9 protein-coding genes and 1 pseudogene are annotated in these 20,530 nt (G+C 75.4%); all 10 read left to right on the top strand.

Annotated elements, in window-relative coordinates; all coding sequences use genetic code 11:
* The first annotated feature begins 21 nt into the window (after nt 1–21).
* Nucleotides 22–1,080 (top strand): TauD/TfdA family dioxygenase, encoded by a 1,059-nt coding sequence (locus ACFVS6_RS33285; protein ID WP_389709840.1) that lies wholly within the window; start codon nt 22–24, stop codon nt 1,078–1,080.
* Nucleotides 1,081–1,085: 5 nt separating this feature from the next.
* A complete protein-coding gene (locus ACFVS6_RS33280; RefSeq protein ID WP_389709838.1) occupies nt 1,086–2,942 on the top strand; it encodes an amino acid adenylation domain-containing protein in 1,857 nt (618 codons plus the stop codon).
* A gap of 13 nt (nt 2,943–2,955) precedes the next feature.
* A complete protein-coding gene (locus ACFVS6_RS33275; protein WP_389709836.1) occupies nt 2,956–8,262 on the top strand; it encodes a condensation domain-containing protein in 5,307 nt (1,768 codons plus the stop codon).
* 270 nt (nt 8,263–8,532) lie between these two features.
* Nucleotides 8,533–15,705 carry an amino acid adenylation domain-containing protein gene (locus ACFVS6_RS33270; RefSeq protein ID WP_389709834.1) on the top strand — a complete coding sequence of 2,391 codons (7,173 nt, stop codon included), beginning with the start codon at nt 8,533–8,535 and terminating at the stop codon, nt 15,703–15,705.
* Nucleotides 15,702–15,908 (top strand): MbtH family protein, encoded by a 207-nt coding sequence (locus tag ACFVS6_RS33265; RefSeq protein ID WP_389709832.1) that lies wholly within the window; start codon nt 15,702–15,704, stop codon nt 15,906–15,908. Before ACFVS6_RS33270 ends, ACFVS6_RS33265 begins: the two co-directional genes overlap by 4 nt.
* A gap of 194 nt (nt 15,909–16,102) precedes the next feature.
* On the top strand, nt 16,103–16,531 hold the full coding sequence (locus tag ACFVS6_RS33260) for a cobalamin B12-binding domain-containing protein (protein WP_389709877.1): 429 nt from the start codon (nt 16,103–16,105) through the stop codon (nt 16,529–16,531).
* The gene (locus ACFVS6_RS33255) at nt 16,528–17,895 is read left to right on the top strand and encodes a methylaspartate mutase (RefSeq protein ID WP_389709830.1); all 1,368 of its coding nucleotides are present in this window, start codon (nt 16,528–16,530) and stop codon (nt 17,893–17,895) included. The genes ACFVS6_RS33260 and ACFVS6_RS33255 overlap by 4 nt, the downstream gene beginning before the upstream one ends.
* Nucleotides 17,896–17,991: 96 nt before the next feature.
* Nucleotides 17,992–18,975, top strand: coding sequence for an asparagine synthetase A (locus tag ACFVS6_RS33250; protein ID WP_389709828.1), 984 nt, complete (start codon nt 17,992–17,994; stop codon nt 18,973–18,975).
* Nucleotides 18,972–20,282: a glutamate synthase-related protein gene (locus ACFVS6_RS33245; RefSeq protein ID WP_389709826.1), complete on the top strand. Its 1,311-nt coding sequence runs from the start codon at nt 18,972–18,974 to the stop codon at nt 20,280–20,282. The genes ACFVS6_RS33250 and ACFVS6_RS33245 overlap by 4 nt, the downstream gene beginning before the upstream one ends.
* Nucleotides 20,279–20,530: pseudogene (locus ACFVS6_RS33240) on the top strand (hypothetical protein); the annotation flags it as partial. The gene ACFVS6_RS33245 and the pseudogene ACFVS6_RS33240, both read left to right, overlap by 4 nt.

Below are 20,530 nucleotides of genomic sequence, written 5' to 3'. Positions count from 1 at the left end.
CCGCATCCCAAGGGACGCCCCATGACCACCACGCACACCGAAGCACCCACGGCCCCCGCGCCCTCCGACACCGGTATCAGTCCGGTCCGTGAGCCCGGCAAGCCCGTCGTCGTGCACACCCCGGCCGGACTCGGCCTCGCCGCTTCCGTCGCCTGGCTGACCGAGCACCGCGTCGCCATCCAGGCGGAGTTGCTCCGCAGCGGGGCGGTCCTGCTGCGCGGACTGCCCGTCGAGGACGCGGCCTCGTTCGCCGCCGCCCGGGACGCCCTGATCGAACGGCGCGCCGGCTACAAGGAGAAGGCCACCCCGCGCACCGACTTCGGCGAGGGCGTGTTCTCCTCCACCGATCTGCCCGCCGTGCAACCGATCCGACTGCACAACGAGAACAGCTACACCCTCGACTTCCCGGGCGTGCTGCTGTTCGGCTGCGTGACCGCCCCCGAGGAGGGCGGCGCCACCACCGTCGGCGACATGCGCGAAGCACTGAGGCTGCTCCCGCCCGAGTTGGTCCGGCGGTTCGAGCGGGCCGGCTGGCTCCTCGTACGGAACTACTCGGAGCTGGCCGGGCTGCCCTGGTACAAGACCTTCGCGACCGAGGACAAGGCCGTGGCGCAGGCGTACTGCGAGGAGAACACGATCGGCTACGAGTGGACCGACGAGGGCGACTCGATGATCACCCGGCAGCGCCGGTCCGCGATCGTCACCCACCCGGTGACGGGCGAGCGGACCTGGTTCAACCACTTCGCCTTCTGGAACAGCCGCACGCTGGACCCCGACGTCCGCGAGGTGCTGCTGGACACCTACGGGGAGGACGGTCTGCCGTTCAACACCTACCTGGGTGACGGTTCCCGCCTCACCGATGCCGAGGTCGACGCGGTCAACGCGGTCTACGACCGGGTCACCGTGCGGGAGACCTGGCGGACGGGCGACCTGATGATCGTCGACAACATCCTCTGCGCGCACGGCCGCGAGGCCTACCGCGGCGACCGGAAGATCCTCGTCGCCATGGGCGAGCCGGTCGCGCTGGCCGACTGCGCGCCCGCCACCCAGCCGTCCACCACCGTCCACACCGGGGAGTGAGCACCGTGACCGCCGTACTTCCCGAGCGTTCCCGCCTCCGCGCGGCCCCCGGATCCGTACCGGACCTGCTGGACCGACTCGCCCAGGCCCCCGCCGGCCGGACCGCCGTCGTGGCCGGCGGGGACGAGCTGACCTTCGGCGCGCTGCGCACGCGGGCGATGCGGTTCGCCGACCGGCTGACCGCGCGCGGCATCGGTCCCGAGAGCGTGGTCGCGCTGTGCCTGCCGCGCGGCGCGGACCTCGTGGTCGCGCTCGTCGGAACCCTGACCGCGGGGGCCGCGTACCTGCCCGTCGATCCCAAGCTGCCCGCGGAGCGGCGGAGTTACCTGATCGAGGACGCGGGCGCCGACCTGGTCGTCACGGTCGGGGAGGGTGCCGGGCCGGCGGCCGGGGGTGCGCCGCACCTGCCGGTGGCCGACCTGTCGGCGCCGGGCCCGGAGCTGCCCTACGTCCCCGTCGCCGTCGGCGCCGACACCCTGGCCTACGTCATCTACACCTCCGGCTCCACCGGCCGCCCCAAGGGTGTCGAGATCGGTCGGGCGGCCGTCTCCGCGCTGCTGGCCGAGCTGGAGGGGGCGGGCATCGCGGTGACGGACGGCGGCCGGGTCGGCTGGAACGCCTCGCCGTCCTTCGACGCCTCCGTCCAGCAGTGGGTGCGGCTGTGCCGGGGCGACACCCTGGTGATGATCGACGAGGAGACCCGCGCGGACCCGGCGCTGCTGGCCCGGTTCGTCGACGAACAGGCCCTGACCGACCTGGACATCACCCCGTCGCACGCCGAACCGCTGCTGGACCTCCTCGACGCGGACGGCGGGCCGCGCCCGCTGACCCTGCTGGTCGGCGGGGAGGCCGTCAGCCCCGCGTTGTGGCGGCGCCTGGGTGCCCTGGGGGCGCGCGGGGTACTGCGCACGGTGAACCTGTACGGGCCGACCGAGTGCACGGTGGACGCCACCGCCGGCTGGATCGGACCCGACGGCGAACCGCACATCGGGCGGGTGCTGCCGGGACTGCGGATGCGGGTCCTGGACGCGGCGCTGAACCCGGTCCCGGAAGGCGGCAGCGGCGAACTGTACCTGGCGGGACCGCGCGTGGGCCGCGGCTACCGCGGCCGGCCGGCGCTGACGGCGGAACGGTTCCTCCCCGACCTGGCGGGCCCGTCCGACGCCGATGGCGACGGGGCGGGCGGCGCGGGCGGGGCCCGCATGTACCGGACGGGTGACCTCGTCCGGTTGCTGCCCGAGGGCCGGCTGGCCTACCTGGGCCGCGCCGACGGGCAGGTCAAGCTGCGCGGCCACCGGATCGAGCTCCGCGAGGTCGAGGCGGCGCTCGCCGGGGCCCCGGGAGTCGCCGAGGCCGTCGTCGTGCTGCACCCGGAGGTGCACGGGGCGCCCGGCCTGGTGGCCTACCACCGGGGCTCCGGGCCGGCCGTCGCCGAGGCGGAGCTGCGGGCCCACCTGGAGTCCGCCCTCCCGGCCTACATGGTTCCGGCGCTGTTCGTGGCCCTGGACCGGTTCCCGACCACCGTCAACGGCAAGGTCGACCGGGCGGCGCTGCCCGCCCCCGTCACCACCGGGCCCGCCTCCCCGGCCGGGGAGGACGCGGCCCCCGACGGGCTGAGCGCCTCGCAGCAGCTGATCGCGAAGGTATGGGCCACCGTGCTCGGCGCCCCTCGCATCGGCCCCGACGACAACTTCTTCAAGCTCGGGGGCCACTCCCTGCTCGCGATCAAACTGGTCTCGCGGGTCCGCGCCGAACTCGGCGTCGCCCTGCCCGTGAAGGCCGTCTACGCCAACCCGCGCCTGCGGGACCTGGCCGCCCACATCGACACGCTCGTCGCGGCCACCGCGAGCCAGGACCGTTGAGGACGCCGAGGACATGACCGTGATCCCGTTGTCGTACGCGCAGCGCCGGCTGTGGTTCCTGGGCCGGCTGCACGGCCCGTCCGCCGCCTACAACGCGCCGGTCGTCCTGCACCTGGACGCCGGCCCGGCCGCCGGCGCGCCGCTCGACGCGCTCGCCGACGCGCTGGCCGACGTCGTGGAGCGGCACGAGGTGCTCCGCACCGTGCTGCCCGCCGGCGCGGACGCCGAACCCCACCAGCGGGTGCTGGCGGCGGCCGACGTGCCCCGGCTGACCGTCGAGGACTGCACGGACGGCACACGGGACGCGCGGGTCGCCGCACTCGTCCGGGAGACGTTCGACGTCACCCGCCAACCACCGCTGCGCGCACGCCTGTTCCGCTCCGGTGACGGCAGCGCGGTCCTGGTCCTGCTGATCCACCACGTCGCGACCGACGGCTGGTCGGTGCGGCCGCTGCTGCGGGACCTCGCGCGGGCCCACCGAGCCCGGCTGGCCGGGCGTGCCCCCGACTGGGAGCCGCTGCCCGTGCAGTACGCCGACTACGCGCTGTGGCAGCACGAGGCGCTCGGCGACCCCGATGACCCCGACGGCGCGGCCGGGGAGCAGCTGGCGTACTGGCGGGATGCCCTGAAGGGCGCTCCGCCGGTCCTCACCCTGCCCGCGGACCGGCCCCGGCCGGCCGAGCCCTCGGGGCGCGGCGGCGCGGTGACCGGCCGGCTCGACGCGGCGGCGCACGGCGCGCTCCTCGCGCTGGCCCGTGCCCGGCGCGCGACGGCGACGATGGTGGTGCGGGCCGCGCTCGCGGCGGCCCTGTCGGCGGCGGGGGCGGGTGAGGACGTGGTGATCGGCGCGCCCGTCGCGGGCCGCCCGGAGGAGGACCTGCACGAACTCGTCGGCTTCTTCGTCAACTCGCTGGCGCTGCGCGCCGATCTGTCGGGCGACCCGTCCGTCGCGGAGCTGGTGGACCGGGTCCGGGACGCGGACCTGGCCGCCTACGAGCACCAGGAACTGCCCTTCGACCTGCTGGTGGAGAAGCTGAGCCCGGAACGGGCGCTGGGCCACCACCCGTTCTTCCAGACGATGCTGACCGTGGAGGCGGACGGGGCCGGCGCGGCGCCGGTGGACCTGGGCGGGGGTCTCGTCGGGCGGCTCGCCGATGTCGGCCTGGGCACCGCGAAGTTCGACCTGACCTGGTACTGCGCCCAACGGCACACGCCGGACGGGCGGCCGGACGGCATGGACGTCGCCCTGCAGTACGCGGGTGACCTCTTCGACGAGGACACGGCCCGGCTGCTGCTGGACCTGTTCGTGCGGACGCTCGGCGCGTTCGGCCTCGCTCCCGGGGCGCGACTCGGCGAGCTGGGTCCCTCGGCGTCCGCGCAGGCGCGGGCGTTGGCCGGGCGGCCGCACACCACCGCGGCGGTGACCGCCCCGGTGGCCGCCGCCGGGGTGCGGCGCGAGGGACTGGCGCCCCGGGAGGAGATCCTGTGCGGGCTGTTCGCCGAGGTGCTCGGCCCCGGGCTCGACGTCGACGCCAACTTCTTCCGCAGCGGTGGCCATTCGCTGCTCGCGAGCAAGCTCGTCAACCGGATCCGGGGCGCGCTGGGCGTCGAGGCGGGCATCCGCGACCTGTTCCTCGCCCCGACGCCGGCCGCACTGCACCGGCGGCTGGCCGGGCGCGTGGGCGCGGCCGCCTCCCGGCCCCCGCTGGTGGCCGTGCCGGTCGGGGAGCGGCCGGAGCGGCTCCCGCTGTCCGCGGCGCAACGTGCGCTGTGGCTGCTGGGCCGCATCGAGGGGCCGTCGGCGACGTACAACGCGCCGCTGGTGCTGCGCCTGGACGGGGTTCCCGCGGCGGCCGCGCTGGAGGCCGCGCTGGGCGACGTACTGGCGCGGCACGAGGTGCTGCGCACCGTGTACGGGGAGGAGGGCGGGCAGCCCTACCAGCGGGTGCTGGAGGTGCCCGCGGGGCTGCTGGAGGTGGCCGACTGCGCGCCGGAGGCGTTGGAGGACCTCGTCGCCGGCTTCGGCCGGGAGACCTTCGACCTGGCGGCGCGCGTTCCCGTACGGGCCCGACTGCTGCGGCCCGGGGACGGCACCTCGGTGCTGGTGCTGCTGCTCCACCACATCGCCACCGACGGTTGGTCCCTCGCCCCGCTGCTGCGGGACCTGGCCGAGGCCTACGGGGCGCGCGGCGCGGGACGGGCCCCGACCTGGCGGGCCCTGCCGGTGCAGTACGCCGACTACGCCCTGTGGCAACGGGAGTTGTTGGCGGAGCCGACGGCCCTGCTGGCGCACTGGCGGGCGGCCCTGGAGGGAATGCCCGCGCGGACCGCGCTGCCCGCCGACCGGCCGCGGCCGGCGGAACCGTCGGGGCGGGCCGCCACGGTGTCGGCGGCGCTGGAGGAGGACGCGCACCGGGCGCTGGCCGCACTGGCCCGGGAGCGGCGGGCCAGCCTGTTCATGGTGGTCCGCTCGGCCCTGGCCGCGGCGCTTTCCGCGGCGGGCGCGGGTGAGGACCTGGCGATCGGGACCCCGGCGGCGGGCCGTTCCGACGAGGACCTCCACGATCTCGTGGGCTGCTTCGTGAACTCCCTGGTGCTGCGCACCGACCTGTCGGGCGATCCGTCGGCGTCGGAGCTGGTCGATCGGGTCCGGGACGCGGACCTGGCGGCCTTCGACCACCAGGACCTGCCCTTCGACGTGCTGGTGGAGCGGTTGGCCGGACCGCGGCGGGCGTTGGGCGAGCACCCGTTCTTCCAGGTGATGCTGACCGTCGGACAGGCCGATGCGGGCCGGGTGCGGCTCGGCGGGATCCCCGGCCGGGCCGGCAGCACCGATCTGGGTGCGGCCCGGTTCGACCTGTCCTTCCACTGCGCGGAACGGCGCGCCCCCGACGGCGGGCCGGGCGGCCTGGACGTGCTGGTGCAGTACGCGGGCGACCTGTACGAGGAGGACACGGCCCGACTGCTGCTGGACCTGTTCGTGCGGGCCCTGCGCGCCTTCGGGCGGGCCCCCGGGACGCGGCTCGGCGCGCTGGAACTGCTGTCGGAGCCGGAGCGGCAGGCCCTTCAGGAGCGGCGGGCGGCGCTGGAGCGACACGCACGGGACCTGCGGGAGGCCGGAGCCGGAGCCCGCCGCGGGGGCGGCCCGGGTCGGGTGTCGTCCCCCCGGGAGGAGATCCTGTGCGGGCTGTTCGCGCAGGCGCTCGGCCGTGAACGGATGGCGGCGGACGCCAACTTCTTCAAGGCCGGCGGGCATTCGCTGCTGGCGAGCCGGCTGATGAACCGGATCCGGGCCGTCCTCGGCGTCGAGGCCGGGATCCGCGACCTGTTCCTCGCGCCGACGCCGGCGGCCCTGCACCGCCGCCTCGGCGACGCCACCGGTGGCGGCCCGGCCCGACTCGTGCCCGTCGCCGTCGCGGACCGGCCGGAGCGGCTGCCGCTTTCGTACGCGCAGCGACGCCTGTGGTTCGTGGACCAGCTGGAGGGCCCGTCCGCGACCTACAACATCGCACTGGTGCGGGAGTTGGAGCGACCCCTGGACCCGGCGGCGCTCGCCGGGGCGCTGGCGGACGTCGTCGCGCGGCACGAGGTGCTGCGCACGGTGTACGGGGCCGAGGGCGGTGAGCCGTACCAGCGCGTCCTGGAGGGGGCGCGGCCCCAGCTGGAGCTCGCCCGTCCGGCGGACCTCGCGGCGGCCGTGGACGAGGTGGCGGCGGAGGTCTTCGACCTGACCCGGGACCTGCCGCTGCGGGCCCGACTGTTCCTCCCCGACGGCGACGGACCGCAGACGCTGGTGCTGCTCCTGCACCACATCGCGGCCGACGGCTGGTCCACCGGACCGCTCCTCGCGGACCTCGCCGCCGCCTACGAGGCCCGGCTGGTCGGAGCGGCGCCCGACTGGGAGCCGCTGCCGGTGCAGTACGCCGACTACACGCTGTGGGAGCGGGCCGGCCTCGACGCCGCGACCGCGACCGGGCACTGGCGTACGGCGCTGGCGGGGCTGCCGCCGCTGATCGACCTGCCGACGCAGCTGCACAGGCCGGCCGTCCCCTCGGGGCACGGCGCGGTCACCGGGGTCACCGTGGACGCCGACACGCACCGACGGCTGCTGCGGATCGCGCACGCCCGGGGCGCCACCCTCTTCATGGTGGTGCAGGCGGCGCTGGCGGCCGCGCTGGCCCGCACCGGCGCGGGCGACGACCTCGCGATCGGCACGACGGTCGCGGGCCGCGGCGACGACGCCCTGTCGGGCCTGGTCGGCTTCTTCGTGAACACCCTGGTGCTGCGGACCGACGTGTCGGGCGATCCGGTGTTCGGGGAACTGGTGGACCGGGTCCGGGAGGCGGACCTGGCGGCGTACGCGCACCAGGACCTGCCCTTCGACCTGCTGGTGGAGGCCCTCAACCCGCACCGCTCCTCGGCGCACCACCCGCTGGTCCAGGTGATGCTCCAGGTGAACCCGGCGCCCGCCGGTCCGCCGACGGGCCCGCTCGCGGGCACGGAACGGTCGTTCGCCGCGCGGACCGCGAAGTCGGACCTCACCTTCGCCCTGACGGAACGGGACGGGGGCGGGCTGTCCGGGGTGCTGGAGTACGCCACCGACCTGTACGAGCCGTCGGGCGCGGGCCGGCTCGCGGCGCTGCTGGTGTCGGCGCTGGAGCTGTTCGCGGCCGATCCGGACCGGCGGGTGTCGGGCCTCGCGGCCCCGGCGGACCGGCGGGCCCCGCGTCCGCTCGTCGGGGGCTACCCGATCGACCTGGCCCTGGTCGAAGCGGTCCTCACGGAGCATCCGGAGGTCGGCGGGGCGCGGGCCCGGGTGGCGGACGGCCGGCTCCTCGCCGAGGTCACCCCGGTCGGCGGGACCGTGTCGGAGGCCGAGCTCCAGTCGTGGGCGGCGCAGCGCCTGCCGGAGTACGCGGTCCCGGCGGCGGTACGGGTCCCCGGCGAGCCGGCCGACCCGGCGGGCCCCGGCACCACCGGCTCGACGGGCTCGACGGGCACGGCCGGCGCGGCGGGCACCGCCGAGGACCCGGCCGGTGGCGCGCGGGCCGCCGCGCTGCTGCGGCTCTTCGCGGAGGTCCTGGAACGGCAGGTCGGACCGGACGACAACTTCTTCAAGTCGGGCGGCCACTCCCTGCTCGCCGTCCGCCTGGTGAACCGGGTCCGTGCGGAACTGGGCCATGAGATCACCCTCCGCGACGTCTTCCGCCACCCCACCCCGGGCCGTCTCGCGGCGCTCCTGGCCGCGGCCTCCCCCGCCGCGGCCCCCGCCCCCGCCCTGCGCCGCCGTACGCACGCGGGGAGCCGGGTGCGGGGCTGAGCGACCGGGCCCGGTCCGGCCCGGCCGGACCGTCGGCCCTGCGCGACCCGTGTCGTGGCCGCCCGTGAACGCGGGCGGCCACGAGGCGTTCCCGGGTCGGGAGCGCACCGGAGCGGCTGCCGCCCCGGCCGGTGCGCGGCGGCAGTCGGGGGCGGCAGCCGGCGGTGGTGGGAGCTGCCGGAGGGACTGCCTTCCGGGGAGGTGGGGGGTGCCTAGCGTGGGGGCACGGAGTCGCAACCGCTCCCGATCCCCTCGCCTGGAGGCCCCGCGATGCCCTCGACCGCCCCCACCGCCTCCGCCGTCCTGGACGGCGGCCCGGCGATCAGCCCGGCACCCGGCGTACTCGACCGGATCGCCGCTCAGGACCCCGGGCGGACCGCGCTGGTGCACGGCGAGCGGCACATGACCTACGGGCAGTTGGCTCTGGCGGTGGCCGTGCGGGCCGATGAGCTCGCCGCCGGCGGGGCCGGTCCGGGTCGCCTGGTGGCCGTCCACCGGCCCCGGGGCGTCGAGGCGGTCGTGGGACTGCTCGCGGCCCTGCGGACCGGCGCCGGATACCTGCCGCTGGACCCCGCGGCGCCCGCCGCCCGGAACGCGGCGATCCTCGCCGACTGCTCGGGCCGGGAAGTGGAGCTCGCCGAAGGGGAGTTCACGCTTCCCGGGGCCCGGGTCCCCGAGGGGACCGCCTACGTGATCTACACCTCCGGGTCGACGGGCACCCCGAACGGCGTGGTCGTCGGGCACGGGGCACTGGCCCGGTTCGTGGCGGGAGCGGGCGTCCGGTACGGGATCGGCCCCGAGGACCGGGTGCTGCAGTTCGCCCCGCTGCACTTCGACGCGAGCGTGGAGGAGGTCTTCCTGGCCCTGGGCTCGGGCGCCGCGCTCGTGCTCCGCGACGAGGACATGCTCGACGTCCCCGGGCTCCTCTCCGGCTGCGCCGCGCACGGGGTGACGGTGCTCGACCTGCCGACCGCGTACTGGCACGAGCTGGCCCACGCCCTGTCCACCGGGATCGTCGAACTGCCGCGGAGCCTGCGGACGGTGGTCATCGGCGGCGAGGCCGCGCTCCCCGAACGGGTCGCGCAGTGGTGCGCGGCGGTGGATCCGGAGCGGGTCCGGCTGTTGAACACGTACGGCCCGACCGAGGCGACCGTCGTGGCGACCGTCGCCGACCTGTCCCGGTACGCGGGCGGTCCGGTGCCGATCGGGACGCCGCTGCCGGGGGTCCGCGCGGCCGTCGTCGACGGGGAGCTGTGGCTGCTGGGCGGTGGCCTCGCCGACGGCTACCTGGGCCGGCCGGAATTGACCCGGGCCCGGTTCACGACGCTCGGCACGGAACGCGCCTACCGCACCGGGGACCTGGTCCACGTACGGCCGGACGGCCTGCTGGGGTTCCGGGGGCGGGCCGACGACGAGGTGAAGATCAACGGGCACCGGGTGGACCCGGCGTCCGTGGAGTCGGTGCTGACCGCGCACCCCGGGGTCCGCGAGGCTGCCGTGGTGGCCCGGGAGACGACGGACGGGGTGCGCCTGCTGGTGGCGTACGTGGTCGCCGACGACGGGGTGGAGGCGCGGGAGCTGCGCGAGCGGGTCCGGGCGCAGCTGCCGGCCGCTGCCGTGCCGGGCACGGTGACGCTGGTGGAGGCGCTGCCCCGAACCTCCTCCGGGAAGATCGACCGCAAGGCGCTTCGGGGTGCTTCGGGCCCGGAACCGGACGCCCCCGGGGCGGTGTTCGACGGGGTGGTGCTGCCCGCCGAGGAGCGGGTACCGCTGTCGTACGCGCAACGCCGCCTGTGGTTCCTCGCCTCGCTGGAGGGACCCTCGGCGACCTACAACCTGCCGGTCGTGCTGCGTCTGGACGCGGTCCCGGACCGGACGGCCCTCGCCGCGGCCCTCGCCGACGTGGTGGAACGGCACGAGGTGCTGCGGACGGTGTACCCGGCGGTGGACTCGGAGCCGTACCAGCACGTACTGCCCGCGCCGCCGGTGGAGCTGACCGTCCGGCCGTGCGAGTCGGGCGAACTGGACATCCTGGTGGCCGGGTTCACCGCGACCACCTTCGACCTGGGGATGCAGCTCCCGTTGCGCGCGGCCCTGTTCGTCCCGGGTGACGGATCCGCGACCCTGGCGTTGCTGACCCATCACATCGCCACCGACGGCTGGTCGGTGGGCCCGCTGCTGCGGGACCTGGGCGAGGCGTACGCGGCCCGGCTGGCCGGGTCCGCGCCCGACCGGGAGCCGCTCCCCGTGCAGTACGCCGATTACACTTTGTGGCAGCGGGAGTTGCTGGAGGATCCCGGCGCCCTGGTCGAGCACTGGCGGGCCGCCCTGGCCGGCATGCCGGGCGTCCTGGACCTGCCGACGGACCGGCCCCGGCCCGCCGAGCCCGGCGGCGGGGGCGCGACGCTCGTCGCCCGGCTGGACGCGGACGCGCACCGGCGGCTGGTCGCGCTGGCCGGGGAACGCGGCGCGAGCCTGCTCATGGTGGTGCAGCCGGCCCTCGCGCTGGCCCTGGCGTCGGCCGGCGCCGGAACCGACGTCGCCATCGGCACCCCGGTGGCGGGTCGGGCCGACGAGGCCCTGAACGACCTGGTCGGCTTCTTCGTGAACACCCTGGTCCTGCGCACCGACGTCTCGGGCGACGCCTCGTACGCGGAGCTGGTGGACCGGGCGCGGGAGGCGGACCTGGCCGCGTACGCGCACCAGGAGCTGCCCTTCGACCTGCTGGTGGAGCACCTGCGGCCGGAGCGGACCTCGGCCGTCAACCCGTTCTTCCAGGTGATGCTGACCGCGCAGGAGGCCACCGGCGCGGAAGGCACCGGAACCACCGGGTCGGCGGACGGCGGACCGCTGTCGGGCCGGTTCGTCGAACCGGGCCTGGAAGTCGCGAAGTTCGACCTCAGCGCATCCTGCGTGCAGGACGCGGACGGCGGGCTGGAGGTGTGGTGGCAGTACGCCGAGGACCTGTTCGACCCGGGGACCGCGCAACTGCTGCTGGACCTGTTCGTACGGGCCCTCGCGCGGGCCGCCGCCGACCCCGACGCCCGGCCGGGCGCCCTGCCACTGCCGACGCCCGAGGAGGAGGCGGTACTGGCCGGGCTCCGGGAACGCGCTCCCGCGGAGCCGACCGCTCGAACCGCCCCCGCCACCGACTCCCCCGCCGAGCAACTGCTGTGCGCGATGTTCGGCGAGGTCATCGGGCTCCCCGGACCGGTCGCCCCGGACGCCAACTTCTTCTCGGAGGGCGGCCATTCGATGATGGGGATCCGCCTGGTGAACCGCATCCGCGCGACGCTCGGGGTGCAGGCGCGGATCCGCGACCTGTTCCTCGACCCCACGCCGGCCGGTCTGGCGCGACGACTCCTCGCCGAGCCGGACGCGCAGGCCGGGCCCCCGGACGGGACGGACCCGGCGGACGGGAGCGGGCTCGCCGCGCACGCCGCCGGGCAGGTCCGGCCCGCCGGCCGGCCCGCGCCGACCGCGGTGCCGCCCGAGCTGCGTCCCGAGCGGATCCCGCTGTCGTACGCGCAACGCCGGCTGTGGTTCGTGGACCAGTTGGAGGGGCCGAGCCGCTCGTACAACATCCCCTTCGTGCTGCGTCCGGACCGGCCGCTGGACCCGGCGGCCCTCGCCGAGGCGTTGGCGGACGTCGCGGAGCGGCACGAGGTGCTGCGGACCGTGTACCCGGAGGTGGACGGGCAGCCGTACCAGCGGGTGCGCCCGGGGGCCCGGCCGGTGCTGGAGCGGGTGACCGTACCGCGGGACGCTCCGGCGCCCGGACCGCTGGTCCCGCCGCAGGACGCGCTGGAGGCGGCCGTCGACGCGGCGGCCGGTCACGTCTTCGACCTGGCGGCCGAACTGCCCTTCCGGGCCACGCTGATCGACTGCGGGACCGGGCAGGTCCTGGTGGTACTGGTCCACCACATCGCCGCCGACGGCTGGTCCTCCGGACCGCTGCTCGACGACCTGACCGCGGCCTACGAGGCCCGACTGGCCGGGGCCGCGCCCGACTGGGAGCCACTGCCGGTGCAGTACGCCGACTACACCCTGTGGGAGCGGGCCGCACTGGACGGCGAAGCCGCCGCCGAACACATCGCCTTCTGGCGGGAGACCCTCGCCGACGCACCGCCCGTACTGGAGCTCACCGGCGCCCGGACCCGCCAGGCCGAAGCCTCGCACCGGGGCGCGGCGGCCCCGCTGGCCGTGGACGCCGCCACGCACGCCCGGCTGGAACGCCTGGCCCTGGAACACGGCGCCACCCTGTTCACGGTGGTGCAGGCGGCCTTCGCGGCCACCCTCACCCGACACGGCGCCGGCACCGACCTGCCGCTGGGCACGGTCGTGGCGGGTCGCGACGACGAGGCCCTCGACGACCTGGTCGGCTTCTTCGTCAACACGCTCGCCCTGCGCTGCGACACCTCCGGCGACCCCCGGTTCAGCGAGCTGCTCGGCCGGGTCCGGGACACCGCGTACGCGGCGTACGCCCACCAGGAGCTGCCCTTCGACCTGGTCGTCGAGCAGCTGAACCCGGTACGGTCCACCGCGCACCATCCCCTGGTGCAGGCGGTCGTCCAGGTCCAGCCGGCCGAGGCGGGACCGCCCCGTGCGACGGCCCTGGCCGGGACGGCCGTGGGCACGGCCTCCGGGTTCACCAAGTTCGACCTCACGCTGTCGCTGCGCGAGACGCGGGACGCCGACGGCGCCGCGGGCGGGCTGGAGGGCGTACTGGAGTACGCGACGGACCTGTACGACGCCCCCACGGCGGCCGTGCTGGCCGGGCACGTGGCGCGGACGCTGCGGGCCGTGGCCCTGGACCCCGAGCAGCGGATCGGGGACGTACGGCTGCTGTCCGAGGAGGAGGAGCACCGGCTGGTCGTCGAGTACAACGACACGGCCGCGCCCCGGGCGGTGTGCGGGCTGGTGCACGAGCGGTTCGCGGAGCAGGCCCGGCGCACGCCGCGGCGGACCGCGGTCACGTACGGCGAGGAGAGCCTTCGGTACGAGGAGCTCGACGCCCGCGCCAACGCGCTGGCGCACCGGCTCATCGAGGCGGGCGTGGGCCGGGACGGCGCGGTGGGGTTGCTCCTGGAGCGCACCCCGCACCTGCTGGTCGCGGCGCTGGCGGTGCTCAAGTGCGGTGCCGCGTACGTGCCGCTGGACCCGCGGCTGCCCGAGGCGCGGGTGGACATGGTCATGGAGGACGTCGGCGCGCGCGTGCTGCTCGTCGGCGAGGCCCAGGCCGGCCTACCGGCCGTCCGCGCACAACTGGCGTCCGGTGTGCGGGTGTTGTCGGTGGACACTCCGGTGTCGGGGCATCCGGTGACCGATCCGGGCGTGCCGGTCGGCGAGGACGCGTTGATGTACGTCATGTTCACCTCGGGCTCCACGGGCCGCCCCAAGGGCGTCGGGGTCACCCACCGCAACGTGGTGGACCTGGTCACCGACCGTTGCTGGGACCTGCCCAACCACCGTCGGATGCTGGTCCACTCGGCGATCGGCTTCGACGCCTCGACGTACGAGCTGTGGGTGCCGCTGCTGAACGGCGGTCAGTTGGTGATCGCCCCCGGGGACGGCACCGACGTCGCGGAGCTGGACCGGGCGATCCGCGGCAACGAGGTCACCGCCGCCTACTTCACGATGGGCCTGTTCCACATCATGGCGGACGAGGGCCTGGACACCCTCAAGCTCCTCGACGAGGTGTGGACCGGCGGGGACGTCGCCTCCCCGAGCGCGATCCGGCGGGTGCTGGAGAACTGCCCCGACACCGTGCTCGTCCACTCGTACGGGCCGACCGAGACCACCTTCGCCTCGCACCAACAACGGTTCCCGCTCACCGAGCGGGAGGTCCGCGGCGTGTACCTGGGCGCGGCCCTCGACAACACCCGCGCCCACGTCCTGGACGGTCGGCTGCGTCCGGTGCCCCTCGGGGTGCCCGGCGAGCTGTACCTGTCCGGCACCCAGGTGGCGCGCGGCTACGTCGGCCGGCCCGGGCTGACGGCCGAACGGTTCCTGCCGGACCCGTTCGCGGCGGACGGCAGCCGCATGTACCGCACCGGCGACCTGGCGCACTGGACGCCCGACGGCGAACTGCGCTTCCTCGGTCGGGCCGACGGCCAGGTCAAACTGCGCGGGTTCCGGATCGAGCCCGGCGAGATCGAGGAGACCCTCGCCCGGCATCCGGGCGTCGGTCAGGTCGCCGTCGCCGTCCGCGAGGACGGTCCCGGTGGAAAGCGGCTCGTGGCGTACGCCGTGGCCCGCGCCGGGCACACCCTGACCGGGCCGGGACTGCTGCGCTGGGCGGCCGACGAGCTCCCCGAACACATGGTGCCCTCGGCGGCGGTGCTGCTGGACGCGATCCCGCTCACCGTCAACGGCAAGCCCGACCGGGCAGCCCTGCCGGCGCCCGCGCCGGCCGTACGGGGCGGCGGGCGGGCGGCCCGCACCCCGCGCGAGGAGGTGTTGTGCTCCCTGTTCGCCGAGGTGCTGGGTCTGGAGCGGGTCGGCATCGACGACAACTTCTTCGCCCTGGGCGGTCATTCGCTGCTCGGGGTGCGGCTGGTGAGCCGGATGCGGACCGTCCTCGGCCTGGAGCTCGGAGTCCGCGACCTGTTCCGTACGCCGACGGTCGCCGGCCTCCTCGGCGACGAACCCTCCGGTTTCGACCCGATGGGGGTGCTGCTCCCGCTGAACACCCGGGGTGCGCAGCGGCCGCTGTTCTGCATCCACCCGGGGACGGGCGTCGGCTGGCCGTACGCCGGGCTGGCCCGCCACCTCGGACCCGATCAGCCGCTGTACGCCGTCCAGGCGCGGGCACTGAGCGAACTGGGGCACTCCCCCGGGTCCGTCGAGGAGATGGTGGACGACTACCTGCCGCTGATCCGCGGGATCCAGCCGCACGGGCCGTACCGCTTCCTCGGCTGGTCCTTCGGCGGCACCGTCGCCCACGCGCTCGCGGTGCGCCTCGCCGAGCTGGGCGAACGCACCGACCTGCTGGCCATGATGGACGTGCACCTGCTGCCGACGGAGCCCGAGCGGCGCCGGATGACGCCGGCGCAGAAGCGGGACATGCTCGTCGGCGACGCCACCGACGAGCCCGAGGACGCCCCCTTCGACGTGGACGCCCTCATCGGGCTGGTCCGGCTGAAGGACCCGGTGCTCGGCGCCTTCTCCGACGCGGAGATCCGCTCGGTGATCGGCGCCTCCATCAACCACGCCGAAATCATGAACCTGTACGCCCCGCGCCCGGTCGCCACCGACATGCTGTTCCTGGCAGCCCTGGAGGACGGGGAAACGGAAAACACCCTCGCCCAGCATTGGATTCCCTACGTGGAAGGCCTGGTGGAGAACCACCTGATCGGCGTTCCACACACCAGGATGGGCGAACCGGAACCACTTGCGATGATCGGCCGTATTCTTTCCGAGAAATTGAGGAGTCTGTCATGACCAATCCTTTCGACGACACCGAGGGCACCTTCCGCGTCGTGGTCAACGCCGAGGGGCAGCACGCCCTGTGGCCGGTGTTCGCCGAGGTCCCGGGCGGCTGGGAGGTCGTGTGGGGCGAGGGCTCCCGGGCGGACGCACTCGCCTGGGTGGAGCGGAGCTGGACCGACATCCGCCCCCGGAGCCTGGTCGCCCAGTACTCCTGACCGGAACCACGAAATCCCGCACCGACACCGGAAGCGAAATGGTCGTACCCCGCACCGCGGGGTGCGACCATTTCGCTTTGCCCCACCGGCCGGCGCCCGCGCCGGCGGCCCGCCCGAATTCCCCGATACTGCCGCCGCAACTTCCCCTCGGCGGGCCGACCGCTTTCTATATTCTCGGTATGCGACGACGGAATATGGACATCCTGCTGAGCGGCACGGCATCGGATTCCCACACTTGGAACCTGGTCTACCTCCAGCTGTTCCTGGAGGAGCTCGGGCACCGGGTCCACAACCTCGGCCCCTGCGTGCCGGACGACCTGCTGACCGGAGCCTGCGCCGCCGACGGGCCGGCCCGGCCGGACCTGCTGGTGATCAGCAGCGTGAACGGTCACGGCTACCGCGACGGGCTGGGCGCCGTACGGGCCGTGCGCAGGTCCGGCCTGACCCTGCCGGTCGTCATCGGCGGCAAACTGGGCGTCGCCGGGGTCGCCGACCCCGAGCAGCGCGGTCGCCTCCTCGACGCCGGTTGTGACGCCGTCTTCGACGACGGGAACGTGGCCGCGCTGCGGGACTACCTCTCCACGCTCGCCGTCGGCCGGTCCGTCCCGCGGGCCGTGGCATGACCGGCGGCGCCGCCCTGCTGGCCCCCGGGGCGCTGCGGGAGCCGGGCGCCCCGGAACCCGACGCCTCCTTCGGGGGCTTCGTGGCCCGCGCCGCCGCCGCCGGGCAGCTCGTCGTGCAGCCCCGCATGGGGTTCGGCGACCCGCGCCGGATGCGGGCCGGGCTGGAACGCACGAAGGGGGCCGTCGCCACCACCGTCGGCACCCTGACCATCGACAGCTACACCCGGGTCGGGGACGTCGCCGCGGCCCGGGCCGCCGTGGCCGAGGGCACCGCCCTCAACGGCTACCCGATCACCACCCACCCCGTCGAACTGACCCGGTCCCTGCTGGACGGGCTGGCCGGTCCGGGCTTTCCCGTGCAGGTCCGGCACGGCTCCTCCCGGCCCGAGGCGATCGTGCGGGCGCTGGCCGCCGCCGGCCTCGACGCCACCGAAGGGGGGCCGGTCTCGTACTGCCTGCCCTACGGCCGCACCCCGCTCGCCGAGTCCGTGGAGAACTGGGCCCGTTGCTGCGAACTCCTGGCCGCACTGGTACCCGCGCCCCGGATCCCGCACCTGGAGAGCTTCGGCGGTTGCATGCTCGGCCAGCTCTGCCCGCCGGGCCTGCTGGTGGCGCTGAGCCTGCTGGAGGGGATGTTCTTCGTCCGCCACGGCATCCGCAGCGTCTCCCTCAGCTACGCCCAACAGACCGACCCCGCCCAGGACGCGGAGGCCGTCCGGGCGCTGCGCCGCCTCGCCGGGGAGTTCCTGCCCGCCGGGGTGGACCGGCACGTGGTGCTCTACACGTACATGGGGGTCTTCCCGCGGACCGCCGGGGGAGCCACCCGGCTGCTGGAGGCGTCGGCGCGGCTCGCCGTACGGTCCGGGGCGCAGCGGCTGATCGTGAAGACGGCCGCCGAGGCCCACCGGATCCCGACGGTGCTGGAGAACGTACGGGCGCTGGAGACGGCCGCCGCGACGGCGGCGCTGCAGGAACGCCCCGGCTCCCCGGGCGGTGCGCCGTCGACCCACGGGGACGGCGGCGCCGACGACGCCGGCGCCGACAGCGAGGTGTACCGGGAGGCCCGGGCCTTCGTGGAGGCGGTGCTGGAGCTGGACGAGGACCTCGGACGGGCCCTGCGGACCGCGTTCGCGCGGGGCGTGCTGGACGTCCCGTACTGCCTGCACCCGGACAACGCGGGCCGCTCGCGCAGTTTCGTCGACGCGGGCGGACGGCTGCGCTGGTCCGAGACGGGCTCGATGCCGGCGGCGGCCCGCGCGGCCCCCCGCTCGGGGTCCCGCGCACCGGCCATGACCTCGGACGGACTGCTGACGGCCCTGCACGGGGTGGCCCTGCGGTACGACGCACCGGACGACCGGGAGTGACCGGACCCCGACCGGCGGGCACGCCGGATCCGCACCGCCCGGCCGTCCCCGCACCCCACCCACCGACCAATGACCCACAGATCGACAGGAGTCGACATGGAGCTTCGCACCCCTCCCCCGCTCGGTGAGCACCTGCGTTCGCCGGGACTGCGCTCCGCGATGCTGGTGCAGCAGGAAGTCCTGCACGCGGCGCGCGAGTTCCTGCGCGGCGAGGACTTCGTGGAACTGTTGCCGCCGCTGATCGGCCCGGTGACCGATCCGGGCGGACGCGGCGCCAAGGCCATCGACGTGGACTACTACGGGCAGCCGTACAAGTTGATGACGAGCGCGATCCTCTACAAGCAGGCCTCGCTCAAGGGCTTCCCCCGACTGTTCTACATCGCCCCCAACGTCCGGGTGGAGCCGCCGGAAACCGCGTCGACGGGCCGGCACCTGGTGGAGTTCCACCAGATCGACGTGGAACTGGCGGGCGGCACCCGGCGCGACGTCCAGGAGCTCGCGGCCCGGCTGCTGACCCACGTGGTGCGCCACGTCTGGGCGACCCTCCCGCAGGTGCTGCGCGAACTCGGGCGCGACGAGCTGGAGTTCGCGGAACTGCGGCAGGGGAAGTTCGACTCCCTGACGCACGCGGAGGCCGTGGCGAGGCTGCTGGCCCGCGGCCACGCCCAGAGCCCGGACGCGGAGATCGACTGGGAGGGGGAACGGATCCTCTCCCTGGAGGCCGACCGGCCGTTCTTCGTCAACGACTACCCGAAGGGCTCGCGCGGGTTCTACGACCGCGAGGACCGCGAACACCCGGGCGTCCTGCGGAACTTCGACCTGATCGCGCACGGCGGTTTCGGGGAGCTGGTCAGCGGCAGCGAGCGGGAGAACGACTACGCCACGATCGTGACCCGGATGCGGGAGAGCGGCGAGAACCCGGCCAAGTACGCCTGGTACCTAGACCTGGCCCGCGAGGGCATCGAGGCGAGCGCCGGCTTCGGGATGGGCCTGCAGCGCCTCGTCCGGTTCCTGACGGGCCTGGACGCCCTGTGGCAGGTCAGCGCCTACCCGAAGCTGCCGGGGGTGATCGCCCCGTGAGCGGCGCCCTGCAAGCGGCCGGGTTCCCGGCGGACGCCGTACGGGCCCGGGCCCGTACGGGGACGGCCGAGGTGTTCCCCGCCGCCGACGGCTACGGGACGCGCCTGTTCGGCGCCGCGCCCGAACCCGACGGCCGGGACGGGACCGGCGGGCCCCACGCGGCCGACGGGCAGGGCGGCGACTGGCTGGACTCGCTGCGCCTCGCCCCGCCGGTGTTCATGCCGAGGCGGCTGGAGAAGCTGATCGACCTGGGCCGGGAGCCCTCGTACGAGGACGTCGACCTGCGCACCCCCGTGGGCGGCTTCGCCTCCCGACTGCCGCTCTACCTCTCGGCGTTCGGCTCCACCCGGGCCGGCAGCGGGGACCTCGGGGTCGCCGCCGCCCGGCAGGCCGCACGACTCGGCATCCCGATGGTGATCGGCGAGAACATGGTGCCGGTGCACGGCTACGGCAGCAGCTCGGCGCTGCTGGAACGGGTCGCGGCGTACGCGGAACACCTCGCGGACGGGGTCGGCGGGGTGGTGGTGCAGCAGTCCACCGAGGACGCCGACTCCGAGGTGTGGAACCTGCTCTACAGCGATCCGGGCTCCCGCCCCCTGCGGGACTCCGGCCGGCTCGGCTTCGAGCTGAAGACGGGCCAGGGCGCGAAGCCCGGACTCGGCGGGATGACGGTGGTCGACGCGACCGAGGCCGAGCGGCTCGCCGGGCGGTTCGCCGTACGGGACCTGCTGGGCGAGCCCGCCGGGCGCCGGCTGCGGTCGGCGACCCCGGGGACCTTCACCGAGGAGATCCTGCGCCAGCAGCTGCGGTTCATGCGGAACAACTTCCCGCTGGCCCGGACCTGGGTGAAGTTCCACCCGGGTCGTGACATCGCCCGGGCCGCCGCGACGGCCTGGGCGGCGGGCGCCGACGCGGTCACCGTCGACGGCGCCGAGGGCGGCACCGGCTGGGCGCCCCGGGTGTTCCTGGACCGGGCCGGCCTGCCCCTCGGCGAGTGCCTGCGCAGGATCGAACGCCCTGCGGGCGCGCACCTGTTGGCGTCGGGCCGGATCTGGGAGGGTGGTCGCGCCGTGCGGGCCCTGGCACTGGGCGCGACGGCGGTGGGGCTCGGCCGGGCGGCCCTGCTCGCGGTGGACGAGGACCCCGACGAGGGCCTGGTCCGGCTGGTGGAGGCCCTCGCCCTGGAGGCCCGGCTGCTGATCAGCGCCGTCGGTCAGTACCGGCCGGCCGACCTGACCCCCGAGGACCTGTGGTCGCCCCGCGACCCCGCGCCGGCGGCCCCGCTCCCCGTCGGCGGGCCGGTGTGAACGGCAGCCCGCCCCGGGGCCCGGCCGGCGTCGCGGGCCGCGCCGTCGCGCCCGGCCGCCGGGGTGGACTCGTACGGGCCCGCTTCCGGTTCGGTGAACTCCCCGGGGTCACCGTGCGCCCCGGGCCCGCCGGACGGGTGGCGGGCCCCGCCGCCCGCCGGGCCCTGACCGAGGCCGGGCTCGGCCACCTCGGCGGGCACCTGGAGCTGCGCACCCGCGGCCCCGCGCCCCGGGCCGCCGACCTGGCC

The organism is Streptomyces sp. NPDC057939 (genome assembly GCF_042887545.1).
GTDB lineage: Bacteria > Actinomycetota > Actinomycetes > Streptomycetales > Streptomycetaceae > Streptomyces.
The sequence above is the reverse complement of the archived record's forward strand: the minus strand, read 5'-3'. Positions and strand labels throughout refer to the sequence as shown.